The 14301-nt window shown below is 70.4% G+C and carries 8 protein-coding genes; 2 read left to right on the top strand and 6 right to left on the bottom strand.

What is annotated here, in order from left to right; translation table 11 throughout:
* Positions 1–12: 12 nt before the first annotated feature.
* The 6 genes from ACIO3R_RS10290 to ACIO3R_RS10265 form a co-directional block, all read right to left on the bottom strand.
* Complete coding sequence (locus ACIO3R_RS10290; protein WP_385025813.1) at positions 13–1587, bottom strand: 4-hydroxyphenylacetate 3-hydroxylase family protein; 1575 nt, start codon at positions 1585–1587, stop codon at positions 13–15.
* A gap of 5 nt (positions 1588–1592) precedes the next feature.
* The gene (locus ACIO3R_RS10285; RefSeq protein WP_385025816.1) at positions 1593–2189 is read right to left on the bottom strand and encodes a flavin reductase family protein; all 597 of its coding nucleotides are present in this window, start codon (positions 2187–2189) and stop codon (positions 1593–1595) included.
* Positions 2176–4158, bottom strand: a complete 1983-nt coding sequence (locus ACIO3R_RS10280; protein WP_402104989.1) for an anthranilate synthase family protein — start codon at positions 4156–4158, stop codon at positions 2176–2178. The genes ACIO3R_RS10285 and ACIO3R_RS10280 overlap by 14 nt, the downstream gene beginning before the upstream one ends.
* Positions 4155–5372, bottom strand: coding sequence for a 3-deoxy-7-phosphoheptulonate synthase (locus tag ACIO3R_RS10275; protein ID WP_385025822.1), 1218 nt, complete (start codon positions 5370–5372; stop codon positions 4155–4157). The genes ACIO3R_RS10280 and ACIO3R_RS10275 overlap by 4 nt, the downstream gene beginning before the upstream one ends.
* A gap of 81 nt (positions 5373–5453) precedes the next feature.
* Complete coding sequence (locus ACIO3R_RS10270; protein WP_402104988.1) at positions 5454–10061, bottom strand: amino acid adenylation domain-containing protein; 4608 nt, start codon at positions 10059–10061, stop codon at positions 5454–5456.
* A 103-nt stretch (positions 10062–10164) separates the two neighbouring features.
* Positions 10165–11928 carry an amino acid adenylation domain-containing protein gene (locus tag ACIO3R_RS10265; RefSeq protein ID WP_402104986.1) on the bottom strand — a complete coding sequence of 588 codons (1764 nt, stop codon included), beginning with the start codon at positions 11926–11928 and terminating at the stop codon, positions 10165–10167.
* A gap of 665 nt (positions 11929–12593) precedes the next feature.
* Between ACIO3R_RS10265 and ACIO3R_RS10260 the strand changes: the two genes are divergently transcribed.
* Both ACIO3R_RS10260 and ACIO3R_RS10255 read left to right on the top strand, forming a co-directional pair.
* Positions 12594–13058, top strand: a complete 465-nt coding sequence (locus ACIO3R_RS10260; RefSeq protein WP_385025831.1) for a MarR family winged helix-turn-helix transcriptional regulator — start codon at positions 12594–12596, stop codon at positions 13056–13058.
* Positions 13059–13337: 279 nt separating this feature from the next.
* A complete protein-coding gene (locus ACIO3R_RS10255; RefSeq protein ID WP_402104984.1) occupies positions 13338–14258 on the top strand; it encodes a serine protease in 921 nt (306 codons plus the stop codon).
* Positions 14259–14301: the final 43 nt, after the last annotated feature.

Below are 14301 nucleotides of genomic sequence, written 5' to 3'. Positions count from 1 at the left end.
CCGCCCCGGTACTCATGCCTGGTCGGGTCCGATCAGGTCGGGAGCGGTCCAGCCGTCCAGGTCGTACTCCGCCATGCACTCCTCCGCGAAACCCCGGTAGCCGTCGACCAGGCCGGAGGCCGTCTGGGCCATCAGGAGCTCGATGCGCACGTTCTCGTGGTTGCCCGAGTAATTGCGCTCGTACAGTTCGTGCCGCCCCGCGAACTCCGTGCCCACCGAATCCCAGATCAGCTTCATCAGCTTGACCCGTTCCACCGAGTCGTATCCGTTCGAACCGCGCATGTACCGGTCCAGATACGGTCGGATCTCAGGATTCTGGAAATCCTTGGCATGCGAGTTCAGATAGATGAGACCACTGCTGAGATCCTGCAGAATTATCTCGCGTACGCGCGGATATCCGATGGTCATGAACCACCGGTACGCCATGCCGTAGTCCAGGTTCGGGAGCAGCCCGCCGTCGTGCCACGCATTCGGGTTGTGCGCCATCGCGTCACTGAGGCCCCAGAACATGTTGCGCCAGGCGAGTACCTCGCCGACCCGCGTCTGAATTCCCCGGAAATCCTTCGTCCCGGTCACGTCCAGTCCCTTGAGCAGCAGACCGGCCAGGAAGTCCAGCTTGACCGCGAGCCGGGTGACACCGTGGAACGTCAGCCGGTGCGTGAACCCGGACGTGTTCAGGAAGGTGCCGGCCTTCGCCGTGTCCCCGTAGATGAAGACGTTCTCCCAGGGGATCTTCACCTTGTCCAGGATGAAGACGGTGTCGTTCTCGTCCAGCCGGCTAGACAGCGGATAGTCGAACGGGCTGCCCATGCGGCTGGCGGCCAGCTCGTACGACTGACGGCAGATCAGCTTCACCCCCGGCGCCCCCATCGGCAGCGTGGCCACCAGGGCGAACTCCTTCTTCTTCACCGGCAGGCCGTAGTGCGCGACGAAGTTGAAGTGGGTCAGGGCCGACCCCGTGGCCACCACCTTCGCCCCACTGACCACGAGACCGTCGTCGCACTCCTTCTCGACGTGCACGAACACGTCGTCGACCTCGTCCGGCGCCCGGTGGCGGTCCACCGGCGGATTGATCACCGCGTGGTTCCAGAACAGCACCCGCTCCTGCGCCTCGGCGTACCAGCGCCGCGCGTTGTCCGCGAACTCCCCGTAGTACTCAGGGTTCGCACCCAGCGTCACCAGGAAACTCGCCTTGTAGTCCGGGCTCCGCCCCATCCAGCCATAGGTGAGCCGGGCCCACCGGGCGATCGCGTCCCGGTCCCCGACCAGGTCCTCCACACTGCGCGGCACCCGGTAGAACTTGTGGGTGAAGCCGTCGCTGCCCGTGTCGGTGGGCGTGGTCAGCGTGTCGTGGTGCTCCGGGTCGTGCAGGGCGTCGTACAGGCGCGCCGTCATCCGCGCCGTGTTGCGGAACGCCGGGTGCTTGGTGACGTCGTCGACCCGCTCCCCGTACGCCCAGACCTCCCGGCCGTCCCGGATGCTCTCCAGATACTCGTCACCGGTCATCGGCCGGGTCACGCGGCGCGGTGCCGCGTCCGTCCGGTCGCCGGAGTCCGTCGTGCCGCTCACATCGTCCTTCTCCGTCATGTGTGTCAGTCCCTTGTCTCGTCTGTCTCGTCACGGGCGTGGAAGTGCTCCACCGGGTCCATGCCGTCCAGGCACAGCGACCAGGCGCCGGCGGAATCGTCCGGTGCCAGTTCCGGAAAGGCGCCGCGGTGGAACAGCAGCGGCCGTCCCGGACGGCTCTCGAACTCCTCGACGCCGCCGATGTGCAGCGTGTGGTCGCCCGCTTCGTGCACCCGCCAGGGGCGGCAGACGAGGTGGGCCACCGTGCCGGCCAGCCGCGGATGCGGTCCGCTCTCGTCCACCCACGGCACCGGGCCCGGCATGGGACGGCCCGCGAAGTGCATGGCGAGATCGCGCTGCGTCTCGTCGAGGACGTTGACGACGTACCCGCCGTCCTCCAGCAGCAGCGCACCCGCACGGCTGCGCCGGTCCAGGGCCACCAGGGCCAGGGGCGGGTCCAGCGACACCGAGGTGAACGCGTTGACCGTCGTGCCGTGGACGATGTCACCCCGCCGGCAGGTGATCACCGTGACCCCGGTGGCGAACTGGCCCATGCAACTGCGCAGGGCGCGCGGGTCGATCGGGCGGGGCGCGGTACGCACGCCTCCGTCAGGCATGTTCATGGGTCCCCCTGCTCTCGTGAACGGCGGCCCGGTCCGCGCCGGCCCGTGCCAGGGCACCGGTCAGCAGATCGGCCAGGATGCCGGGGCCGTCCTCGGTCAGGAACGACTCCGCGTGGAACTGGATGGTGGCCAGGGCCGGTCCGCGCAGGGCGATGACCTCGTCACCGAGGCGCTGCACCTGGACGGCCGAGCCGGACAGGGGCGGAGACAGCCAGTCGTCGTCCGCGCGCGCGGTGAAGCTGTTGTAGAAGCCGGCCATGCGCGGCCTGCCCCACAGCGGGACCCGCAGCCGTCTGCCCTGCGCCGGGTCGGGCAGCCTGGTGACGGGCAGTCCCAGAAGGGTGCACACCACCTGATGCCCCAGGCAGACCGCGGCGAGCGGCAGACCGTCCGCGAGCCGTTCTGCGGCCACCGACCGCAGGGCGAGCACCCGCGCGTTCGCGGAGTCCCGGGGGTCGCCGGGCCCCGGGCCGAGCAGGACGACGCCCCGGGCGCCGAAGGCGCCACCGGACCCGGCGGGTTCCTCCGCGCGGTACCACGGCACCAGGCGCACCGAGCACCCCAGCGACCGCAACTGGTAGGCGAGCATGGAGGTGAAGCCGTCCTCGGCGTCGACGATCGTGACCTCTGCGCCCACGGCTCGCGCTGGACCGGTGCCGCCGAGCCAGAAGGCCGCCAGCCCGTCGTTGCGCGCGGCCAGTGCGCCGTGCACCGGCGGGACGTCGGCCAGCCCGGCGGCGGGGGCCCGGACGGGAGCCTTCGCCGTCCGTCGGCCGGACAGCGCGTCGAGCAGTCCGGACAGCTTGGCGGTGGTCTCCGCCGTCTCATGTGCGGGCACTGATTCCCGCACCACCGTGGAACCCGCGGTCAACCGGATCGCGCCGTCCGTACCGATGTCCGCCGTGCGCAGCATGATGGCGGCGTCCAGCCGGCGCTGCCCGCTCTCGTGGCCGAGCAGCGCGATGACCCCGCTGTAGTAGCCGCGTCCCTGTGGTTCGTACCGCTCGATCACCCGGCAGGCGTTCTCCACCGGGCTGCCCGTCACGGTCGGCGCCGGCATGGTGGTGCGCAGGATTTCGGTGAGCGGGCGCTCGGAGCGGCCGGAAAGGTAGTACTCGGTGTGCGCGAGCCGGGACATCCACTTCAGGGACGGACCGCTGACCCGCACGTCCCGGTCGCACAGGGACGCCATCATCTTGAGCTCTTCGTCCACGACCATGTAGAGCTCGTCGGTCTCCTTGGGGTCCCGCAGGAAACGCAGCAGCCCCGGCAGATCCGCGCCCGTTCGCGGGTACCGGTAGGTCCCGCTGATCGGGTTCATGTCCACCTGGTCACCGCGGACGCGCACCTGCTGCTCCGGGGTGCCGCCGATCAGGTACCGGTCCCCGGTGAAGACCAGGAACGTCCAGTACGCGCCGGTCTCCGCCGTCACCAGCCCGCGCAGCACCGAGAGCGCGGCGGCCCGGTCGAAGTCGCGGATCCGGCCGTGCAGACTGCGGGCCAGCACGAAGTTGGAGCCCTCGCCGCCGTGGATCTCGCGGTCGACGATGGCGTCCACCGCGTCCGCGTACCCGTCGTCGTCGATGTCGTAGCGGGGGTCCTCCACCCGCGGCGCCCGGTCCGGCAGGCAGTCCAGCAGCCGGTCCAGCGGTACCCGCCGGTGCTCCCGCACCTCCATGGCCAGCAGTGGCTCGCGGTCGTCGGAGTACGCGAAGCCGCGCTCGCGGATCTGCCGGTAGGGGGTCAGCACCAGGGTGCCCGCCCCGTCCGCTCCCCGGGCCGCCGGGCCCGAGTCGTCCAGGCCCAGGGCGTCGAGGTCGTCCGCGCGGCGGACCGGACCGCTCAGGATCTCGACGGGTGCCGCGCGGTCGGCTCCGGTCCGGTGCAGCACCGCGAAGGGCCGGCCCGGCGGCGGCAGCAGCGCGTCGGGGGCCCAGGTCCGTTCGGCGGGCCCGGGGTCCGCGTTCATGCCGCCGCTCCCACGGGAAGACGCCAGTGAGCCGCGGCGGCCACCGCCTGGACGAGGCTGAGCCGGGGGTCGCACAGGCTCCGGTAGCCGGGGCCCGGCACCGGGGAACGGCCCGCTCCCTCGCATTCGGAGATGTCGTCGGGGGACGCCTCCAGATGGAGCCCGGCGCACCGCCCGGAGTTCTCCGACACCACATCGATGCACTGCCGGATCTCGGACATGATCGCGTCGAGCTTGCGCGTCTTGAGTCCGTCGGGCGTCTTGACGGTGTTCCCGTGCATCGGGTCGCACATCCACAGCACGGGGTGCCCGGCCTGCTTCACCGCCCGCACCAGCGGCGCCACCCGGGCGACCTGCCCCGCGCCGAACCGGGCGATGAGGGTGAGCCGGCCGGGCGTGCGGTGCGGGTCGAGCACCGCACACACGGCCAGCACCTCGTCCACCGTGGCTTCCGGTCCGATCTTGCACGCCACCGGGTTGTCCAGTTCGGCCATCAGCCGCACGTGCGCGTTGTCCGCCTGGCGGGTGCGCTCGCCGATCCAGGGCCAGTGCGCGGAGGCCAGGTAGCTGCCGCCCTCCCCGTGCCGCCGGACCTGGGGCAGTTCGTAGTCCAGCAGGAGTGCCTCGTGGCTGGTCCACACCCGGTGCTGCGGCGGCGCGCCCTCGCCGCGCCCGAGCTGGTCGATGGCGGCGACGGCGCGGCGGGCGGCCTTCATCCCCGCCAGGATGCGGGAGGGGTCGGGGGTGCGGGCCGTGCGCCGCGGGTCCGGTGCGTTGACGGCCGGGCCCCGGAACACCGGGAGCCTGTCCTCGTACACGGTTTCCCAGTCCTGGGAACGGGGCTTCGAGAACTGGCCGGCTATCCGGCCGACACGCAGGACGGGCAGCCCGGAACTCGTGCGCATGATGTCCCCGAGCACGTCGAGCATCTCCACCTTGCGGGCGATGTCGCGAGGTTCGCACTCGGTGGTCAACTCCACGCAGTCGCCGGCCTGGAGCAGGCAGAACTCGCCTTCCGCGGCTCGGGCGAGCAGGGCGCCGAGGGTCTTGACGCTGTCGTACGAGACCAGTGGCGGTTCACCGGCCAGGCGTTCGCGCACCTGGGGGAGGAGGGAGGGGTCGGGCCACTGGGGCTGTTGACGGGCGGGCAGCCCGGCCACCATCGAGGCGATCAACGGATCGTGTTCGGCGCCCGGCATGGGATTTCGAGACATGCTGTCGGCCTTTGCTATGAGGCGGCCCGTGGGGTGGACGCCTGCGGATGTCTGGAACGGGAGAGCCGCTGACCGGCTGTCCTACGCGGTCTGCCGCGCGGGGTGCGGGCCGGTCAGCTGCCCGGTCGAGCCGAAGTAGCGGATCATGCGGGAGAGGGAGCGGCGGTCGATGTCGGGGTAGTGCAGCCCCAGGCGTTCGAGCAGCCGCGACGTCTTCTCGTTGCCGTAGGTGTTCTCGCCGAGTTCCAGCGCGCCTTCCCGGAACAGCGGGACGGCCGCCGCGAGGGCGTTGCCCCCGGGAAGGCGGGCCGATTCCTCCAGGCGCGTCAGCCACTCGTCGGCCGGCACCGTGTCCAGCGTGTAGCCGCACTCGCGGACGGCGGCGTGCACCGGGGTGAAGTCGGAGCCGCGCGGGTGGAAGAGGTGGAACGTCGCGCCGTCGGCGGAGGGATCGCGGGAGAGGGCGACGACGGCCCGGCTGACGAAGTCCACCGGCAGCAGGTCCGTCGTCAGCTCCTCTGCGGGCGGGGCCGAACCGAGTTCGATGAAGCTCTTGATCTGGCGCCACAGGAAGTCGTCGGCCTGGCAGGCGCCGCTGACGCTGTCACCGGAGATCCGGCCGATGCGGTAGACGGTCACCGGCATGCCGCGTCCACGCGCCAGCCGTGCGATCCCCTCGGCCACCCACTTGCTCCGGGTGTATCCGATGCCGAGGCCCTCGGAGGTCTCGGGCACCGCCTCCTCGGTGATCGGCCCGGCGCCCTGGCCAGGGGCGAAGACCGCGATGGTCGACATGTGATGCACGGGCTTGAGCCGCCCCGTGGCGGCGAACTCCAGCACGTACCGCAGACCGTCGACGTTGGCCGGTTTCACCGAGGCGTACGGCAGGACGAAGTTGATGTGCGCCGCCGCGTGGTAGACGGCCTGGACCGAACCGGTCAGTTCCGCGTGGGCCGCGTCGGACAGTCCCATGCGCGCGCGGGTGAGGTCTCCGGGTACGGCGCGCACCCGCTCCCAGGCGATGTCGTCCGCGATGCCGTACAAGGTGGCCGTGGCGTGCAGTCGTTGCAGGGCGGCGCGCGAATCGGCGGCGCGTACCAGGCAGTTGACCGTACTGCCTGGTACGGCTGCCAGGTCCCGCAGGAGGTAGCTGCCGAGGAAGCCGGTCGCGCCGGTCAGCAGGACCGAGGTCGCGGCGGCCACCGGGGCCGGTTCGCGGTCGCCGGCCCGTACCGTGTCCGGCAGGGTCACCTCGCCGCGCAGGTCGGCCGCGGGCGCCGTGAACGCCGTGCTGTCACCGGCGCGCCGTTCCTCGATCCGCGCGGCCATGCCGGAGACGGTGGGGTTGTCGAACAGGGTCCGCAGCGGTATGTCGATGTCGAACAGCCGCCGCAGACGGTAGACCAGTTCGGTGGCGATGATGCTGTTGCCGCCCAGCGTGAAGAAGTCGTCGCCCCGCCCCATGGACCCGGTTCCCAGCACGTCCGACCACTGGTCGGCTATCTCGCGCTCGGTTCCGGCCCTCGGCTGTTCCGCCGCTCCCGCGCGGTCGTCCGCGCGCCGGTCGCGCAGTTCGCCGGCCAGCCTGGCGGCCAGTCCACCGCGGTCGGTCTTCCCGCTCGGGGTGGTGGGGAGCCGGTCCAGGCGGACGATGTGCGCGGGCAGCATGTAGTCCGGCAGACGTGTGGCCAGCGCGGCCCGCAGCCGCCCGTCGTCACCGGCGCCGTCCCCCGTGACCGCGGCGACCAGCCGCCGGTCGCCCGCTCCGAACCCGACCGCCACCACCGCCGAGCTCTTCACCCCGTCGAGGGCGTCGAGGGCGGCCTCGACCTCGGTGGGTTCGACGCGGTAGCCGCGGATCTTGATCTGGTCGTCGGCACGGCCCAGGTACTCCAGGTCACCGCGCCCGTTCCACCGCACGAGGTCGCCGGTGCGGTAGAGGAGTTCGCCGGCCCGGCCGTACGGATCGGCGACGAAGCGCAGCGCCGTCTCCTCGGGCCGGTTGTGGTAGCCGGGCGAGAGGTGCGGACCGCCGATGTACAGCTCGCCCGTGACGCCGGGAGGGAGGAGTTCACGGTCGGGGCCGAGGACGAGCAGTCGCATGCCGTCGACCGGACGGCCGATGGCCGGTGCCTCGGGCCACTCGCCGGGGTCACCGGACAGCTCGTGCCAGGTGGCCAGATGGGTCTCGGAGGGGCCGTACATGTTCAGCAGCCGGGCCCGGGGGTGCCGGGCGAAGAACTCCCTGATCTGCGGGGAGACGACCAGGGCCTCGCCCACGGAGGTGACCTCGCGCAGCCCCTCGCACCGCAGTCCCTCCGCGACCGCTATCGCGGCGAACCGCTGGAGCGCGACATAGGGCAGGTACAGGCGCGTGACACCGTGCTCGGCGACGAAAGCGGCCAGCCGGTGCAGGTCCTTCTGAAGCTTCCCGGGTATCAGGGCGAGCGTGCCCCCGACGCCGAGCGTCCCCAGGATCTCCATCACGGAGACGTCGAAGGAGAGCGTCATGTACTGCAGAGTGGTGCCCTCGGCTCCGCACGGAGAGATCCGGTGCTGGGCGCGGACGAGATTGCCCACCGTGCGGTCCCGGATGACCACACCCTTCGGGGCACCGGTCGACCCGGAGGTGTAGACCACGTAGGCCTCGTCGTCGGGTGTCCTGGTCCGGCCCGGCGTCGTGAGGTCGGCCGCAGCCGTTCGGTCCGCTTCCCGGTCGATCTCGAACAACCGCGTTCCGGAGGGGAGTTCCGCGCCGAACGTGCTGTCGGTGAGCACGAGGAGGACACCGGCGTCGTCGAGCATGTACGCCAATCGCTCCGGCGGGTACGACGGGTCCATCGGGACGTAGGAGGCGCCCGACTTCACGACGCCGAGCAGCCCGACGATCATGTCGAACGAGCGGGGCAGGCTGATACCCACCCGGCGGCCCGCCCCCGCCCCCTCCTCGCGCAGGACGTGGGCGAGCCGGTTGGCCCGTTCGTCCAGTTCCCGGTACGTCCACGAGCGGCCGCCGTCCGTCACCGCGACGGCGTCCGGTGTGGCCGACACCTGCCGCTCGAACAGCTCGCCCACCGGCACGGGGCGCGCGGACCGGTCCACCAGGTCGTTGCGGGCCAGCAGATCCCGCTCCTCGCCGTCGGCCAGCAGGCCGAGATCGCGGACGAGGGTGTCCGGCCCGGCCGCCGCGAACCGGCCCACCAGCCGGCCCAGACGCTCGCTCATACTCCTCGCCGTGGCCTCGTCGAAGAGGTGCGAGTCGTATTCGAGCGTGCCGTGCAGCCCGTCCTCCTCGCGGGCGAACACCATGGACAGGTCGTACTTCGCGCCGTGCGCCATGTTGCGCCGGACGGTCAGCGGGGTGCCGTCGTGGACACACTGCGCGGAACCCGGATCGGTCAGCACGAGCATCGTCTGGAGGACGGGGGTGTGAGCGCTGTTGCGCTCGGGCCTCAGGCGCTCGACGACCTTGTCGAAGGGGGCCCACTTCAGCCGCAGCGCGTCGGTGACCTCCTCGCGCGCCTGCCGCAGGGCCTCGCGCACGCTCATCGAGCCCGTGACGTCCTGGCGCAGCACGACCATGTTGACGAAGTAGCCGATGAGGTCCCGGGTCTGCGCGTCGTCGCGCAGCGAGACCGGCGAACCGATGAGCACGCGTTCCTGCTGCGTCAGCTTGCCGAGGAACACGCCGTACACCGCGAGCAGAGCCATGAACAGCGTCACGCCCTCGCGTTCCGCCAGCATCTCCAGCCGCTCGGTCACTTCGGCCGGAACCCGCAGAGGCACGGTGGCTCCCCGGTGTGCCTGGGCCGCGGGCCGGGGGCGGTCCGCCGGCAGATCGAGCACGGGCAGTTCTCCGGCCAGCCGGTCCGCCCACTCGTCGAGCAGCTCCGCGGTCCTCCCCGGCGTCAGGTGCTCGCGGTGCCAGTGCGCGAAGTCCGCGTAGTCCGGACGGCCGGGCACCGCCTCCACGGGCAGACCCCGCCCGTTCCGGTCGTAGGCGTCGAGGAGTTCCCGCAGGAACACGCCGGCCGAGGCGGCGTCCGAGGCGATGTGGTGGATGTTGCAGACGATCGCGCTCTCCTCGCCCGGCCCGAGCGCACAGGTCACCGAGGTGACCGGCCCGTGCTCCAGGTCGAAGCGGATGTTCGCCACCCGCTGGGCGATGGTGTCCAGTTCCTCCTCGCTGCCGTAGTGCTCGACGCGGTAGTGGAAGGCCGTGTCGTCGTCGGAGACGATCTGGAGGAGCCGGGCGTCGCGCAACGTGTAGGTGGTGCGCAGCACTTCCTGTCGGCGCAGCACCCCGGCGACGGAGCGGCGCAGCCGTTCCCCGTCGAGCCGGAACGGCAGCCGGACCAGGAACGGCCCGTTGTACGCCTCCGGCGTGGGGAGGTACTGGTCGATGAGCCAGATTCCGCTCTGGCCGAACGAGGCCTCCGTCGCGTTGCCGGTCCGCGGCGCGGAGCCGGCTTCCACCTCGTGCCCGCGGGTACGAGGGCGTCCACGCGCGGTGCGCTCGGCCACTGTTGCCGCGGTGCCCTCGCGGGCGAGGTCGGCGGACGACAGGTCGATGGCGAACACGGCCCGCAGCACCGCGCTCAGTTCGTCCAGCCGCCCGGGATCGTCGCAGCACCCGGAGAATCTCTGGTCCGGCCCGAGGCCGGGCGACCGGAGCGTTCTCCGCGCCAATTCCAGTATTGCTGAGGTAAGGGGTTCGTTCACGGTTCTGTCGCCCTCCGGAGACGTAACGCGACCGGCGCAGCGCGTGTGCCGGCCGCTGTCGGGAACTCCGTCAGCCGTTGGACGTCGAGGTGCTCCTTTCCTGATCACGGGTCTCTTCGATGAAACGCGCCAGCTGTTCCACCGTGCCGTGCCGGAAAACTGACTCTGTGGTGATTTCGATCCCGAATATCTTCTGTAGACGGGAGGCCAGTTGCACGAAGTGGAGAGAATTCCCGCCATGGCCCAGGAAGGAGTCGGTGGTCGAGAAGTCGTCCATTCCGGAAATCTCGATCCAGGACTGCAGGACGACTGCTTCGAGCGGGTTCTGCATGACTGTTCCGCCTTTCTCTTCGGTGGACTTCTCCTTCGGGGTACCGGATGGCCCGGGAAGGATGAGCGCGGTGCGGTCGATCTTTCCGTTCACGTTCGTCGGCATCTTCTCGAGATGACGGAAGGAGGAGGGGACCATGTAGGAGGGCAACTGCTCCGAGAGCCGGCGGACCAGGTCGGAGGGGTCGGCCGGCGTGCCGTCACGGGTGGTGTAGAAGGCGACGAGACGCTTCTCGCGGGTGTCGTCCTCGAACGCCTTCACCGCCGCGTCCCCGATCCCGTCGAGGGCGCGCATCGCGAGGGTGACGGCACTCGTCTCCACCCGGAACCCGCGGATCTTCACCATGCTGTCCGACCGTCCGACCAGCACCACGTCGCCGTCCGCGGTCCGCCGTGCCAGATCGCCCGTGTGGTAGAGCAGCCCGCCGTCGGGCGTAGGGGTGAACTTCTCGGCGGTCAGCTCCGGCCGATCGGCGTACCCCTGGGCCACGCCGGTCCCGCCCACGCACAGTTCCCCCACCTCGTCGATGGCGCAGGGGCGCATCGCCGGGTCGTACACGTCCAGCGTGACCGTCGGGAGCGGCTTGCCGATCGGCACCATGCTCCGGCCGTCCACCTCGTCGGCCGACGTCAGCGGGTACAGGGCGGTGATCGAGGAGTTCTCCGTGCAGCCGTAGCCGTTGTAGAGGGTCGCGCCGGTGTGCGCCATGGCTCTGCGCAGGTGGGCGGGGGAGGGGAAGTCGCCGCTGAGCAGCACGATCCGGACGTTCCTCAGACACTCCGGCTCGTGGTCGACCAGGGCGTTGAACAGGCCGCACGGAAGACTGAGCACGGTCGCGCCCCGTTCCTCCACGGCCTCGCGCAGTGCGGGGAGCGACGGCAGCCCGGGGGGCATCGGCAGCAGCGTGGCGCCGTGCAGCAGGGCGAGCCAGATCTCGATGGTCGAGGCGGCGAAGGAGAACGCGGCCGACTGGGTCAGGCCGTCCCGCGGGGTGATGTCGAGGGCGCCGTTGTGCGGGCCCAGCCGCGCCAGTCCGCGGTGGGCGATCCGGACGCCCTTGGGCTTGCCCGTGGAACCGGAGGTGTACATGAGGAACGCGGTGTCCTCCGGCCCGATGCCGCGGTCCGCGTCGCCGTCGTCCAGGCCCTCGCTGCGCCGCACCAGGTCGTGCAGTGCGAGTGCGCCTTCGCGAGCGCCGCGGGGAAGGCCGTCCGGGTCGTCGCAGACCACCAGCGACGCGCCGGCCTCGTGCAGGATGCGGCCGACGTACTCCGTGGGATGCCCGGGGTCGAGCGGCACCACGCACCCGCCGGCCTTGAGGGCCGCGAGCACGACGGCGTAGAGATCCGGGGACCGGCCCATGTGCACACCGATGCGGTCGCCTCTTGTCGCCCCTTGGGCGACGAGATGACGTGCCATGCGGTTGGCTCGCCGGTTGAGCTGGTCATACGTGACGCGCAGCGCGCCTTGCGCCAGAGCTACGGCCTCGCTGTTGTCGCGCACCGCTTCTTCGAACAGAGCGGTAAGGACAAGAGGGGGGCCCGGTGGTAAATGGGAGGAATTATTTTCCATTATCGCTGATCTCCTCGACGTGCTGTCCGAAGGAATGGCTTCAGCGATCTCACTGGTGCGGTATGCGAGAAACGCGAGCCGGGGCAGTGGATTCTTCAGCGTGCAGTGCGGAAATATGGTTTCCGTCTGGAAATCGATGTTAACCACAGGTCGGTATCAGTGTCAAATGCCTCTGGTGGGAGGCGGTTTGGGCAAACAATTCCGGTACGTCGCACGCGGTCCCGGCCGGAAGGAATCGAGGCGGGAAGCGCTTTCCGCCTCGTGGCGCAGGCCGGACCGATGCAATTTCTTGCTTCGACGGCTCCCGGCGGAAGCCGGTCAGCCGCTCCTGAAGCGTTGCGGTCGGCCGGTTGCCCACCGGCCCATGGACTCCGGTACCCCCGGTTCGGAGCGGCACGCCCCCCGATGGTGTCCTCAGGGCAACCATTTTTCTTCGGCCACCCGCCGCCGGCCGTGACCACGCCTGCGGCACCGGGGCCGGCCGTGGGCCGTCCGGCGGCGCGGCCCGCAGGCGTGACCCCGTGTCATCGGCGGCGCCCCTTGATATCGTTCAACCTCTCAACACCGGTAATGCCCCCGTACCGGAAAGCCCCCCCATGACTCCACGAGACGGCTCGATGTCCCCCTGGTCCCAGGAACCCAGCGGTCTGGAAGCGGCCCTGACCCATCTGCAGTGCCTTCTGGTCGCACGCCGGTCACGCGCCAACCCCGAAGGCGTCAACTGGCACCAGTACGACGTCCTGGAGCTGCTGCGGGTACGCAGCTCCATGAGGCCCTCCGAACTGAGCGACGCGCTCGATGTCTCCCGGCAGACCACGTCGAAGGCCCTGCGCGTGCTCAAGGACCTGAACCTGGTGACCCAGAGGGCCTTGGGGGAGGACCGGCGCGAACTGAGCACCTCTCTCACCCCCGAGGGGGAGGCGTTCCTCGCCCGGATCGCCCGGGGCCGTCAGGACATCGGGCAGCTCGCCGCGTCCGTCCTGACCGAGGGTGAGGGCGTCCTGTTCGCGGAGTTCTGCGAGAAGGTGGCCGCGGCCATGGAGGCCGAACCCGTACGGTGACTCCCGCCCGGCGCGCCGTTGCGGCCCTGTCCGCCTACGCGCGCGGGCGCAGGCCCAAGCAGGTCAAGCTCGCCCAACGACCTTTCCTGCGCGCCCTGGTGGAGGCCGAGTCGGTTCTGTGCCGGTCTCCCGATGCCTCATAGGGCAGTTGTCAACAGTGCGAAAAGCGTCAGGGGGGAACGGTGGGGTAGCGGGCGCATTGTCGGTGCACGGACAATGCCTCGACCCTTCGCTGTCCGGGTGCCGGTCGGCTCCCGGACCTTCCCGAGAGGATCCATCATGCGCAAGCCTCTCCTCGCCACTCTGACCGCGCTCACCCTCGGCTCAGCTGCCCTGGCCGGAACCACGGGCACGGCCGCCGCCGCGGTCCCGGCCGGGGGCGGCCAGGCGGCCTCTGCCGTCGCGACGCCGGGCGCGCATCCGAACGGTGGAAAGGTGACCCCCACAGGAGTTCGGGCCGCCTCCTTCGCCGGCACGGTCGCGCTCAGCAACTGTTCGGGCTCCCTGGTCCGTATGCCGAACTCGCAGCCGACGGACCCCGCACTGGTCATGACGAACGGTCACTGCCTCGAAACCGGCTTCCCCAGTGCGGGCCAGGTCATCACCGGCAAGTCCTCGACCCGCAGCTTCACGCTGCTCAACGCCTCGGCCGGCAGTGCCGGAACGCTCAAGGCGAGCGAGGTCGTCTACTCGACGATGACCGACACCGACGTGACGCTCTACCGGCTGACCAAGACGTACGCCCAGATACAGCAGACCAGCGGGATCGCCCCGCTGACGCTGGCCGCCACCCACCCGGTGCAGGGCCACGCGGTCAACGTGGTCTCCGCCTATTGGAAAAAGGTCTACTCCTGCTCGGTCGACGGGTTCGCGTACCGGCTGAAGGAGGACCAGTGGACATGGAAGGACGCCGTCCGCTACACCCCGGAGTGCCAGGTCATCGGGGGCACTTCAGGCTCTCCCGTCATCGACACGACGACGGGACAGATCACGGCGATCAACAACACCACGAACGAGAGCGGCGGACACTGCACCCTCGACAACCCCTGCGAGGTGAACGAACAGGGCACCGTCACCATCCGCGAGGGCATCGGCTACGCCGAGGAGACGTACGGCATCCCGGCGTGCTTCACCACGGGCAACAAGCTCAACCTGGCGGCGGCGGGGTGCGAACTGCCGAAGCCGGCAGGGACACGGTGACCTGAAAGCCTCCACCCAACCGTGCCGCCGTCGCACCGCGGCT

Source organism: Streptomyces sp. NPDC087428 (assembly GCF_044744085.1).
Lineage (GTDB): Bacteria > Actinomycetota > Actinomycetes > Streptomycetales > Streptomycetaceae > Streptomyces.
The sequence above is the reverse complement of the archived record's forward strand: the minus strand, read 5'-3'. Positions and strand labels throughout refer to the sequence as shown.

Excerpts from the sequence above, each read along its gene's own strand:
- ACIO3R_RS10290 (WP_385025813.1), bottom strand. The coding sequence starts at position 1,587 with ATGACGGAGAAGGACGATGTGAGCGGCACGACGGACTCCGGCGACCGG.
- ACIO3R_RS10285 (WP_385025816.1), bottom strand. The coding sequence starts at position 2,189 with ATGAACATGCCTGACGGAGGCGTGCGTACCGCGCCCCGCCCGATCGAC.
- ACIO3R_RS10280 (WP_402104989.1), bottom strand. The coding sequence starts at position 4,158 with ATGAACGCGGACCCCGGGCCCGCCGAACGGACCTGGGCCCCCGACGCG.
- ACIO3R_RS10275 (WP_385025822.1), bottom strand. The coding sequence starts at position 5,372 with ATGTCTCGAAATCCCATGCCGGGCGCCGAACACGATCCGTTGATCGCC.
- ACIO3R_RS10260 (WP_385025831.1), top strand. The coding sequence starts at position 12,594 with ATGACTCCACGAGACGGCTCGATGTCCCCCTGGTCCCAGGAACCCAGC.
- ACIO3R_RS10255 (WP_402104984.1), top strand. The coding sequence starts at position 13,338 with ATGCGCAAGCCTCTCCTCGCCACTCTGACCGCGCTCACCCTCGGCTCA.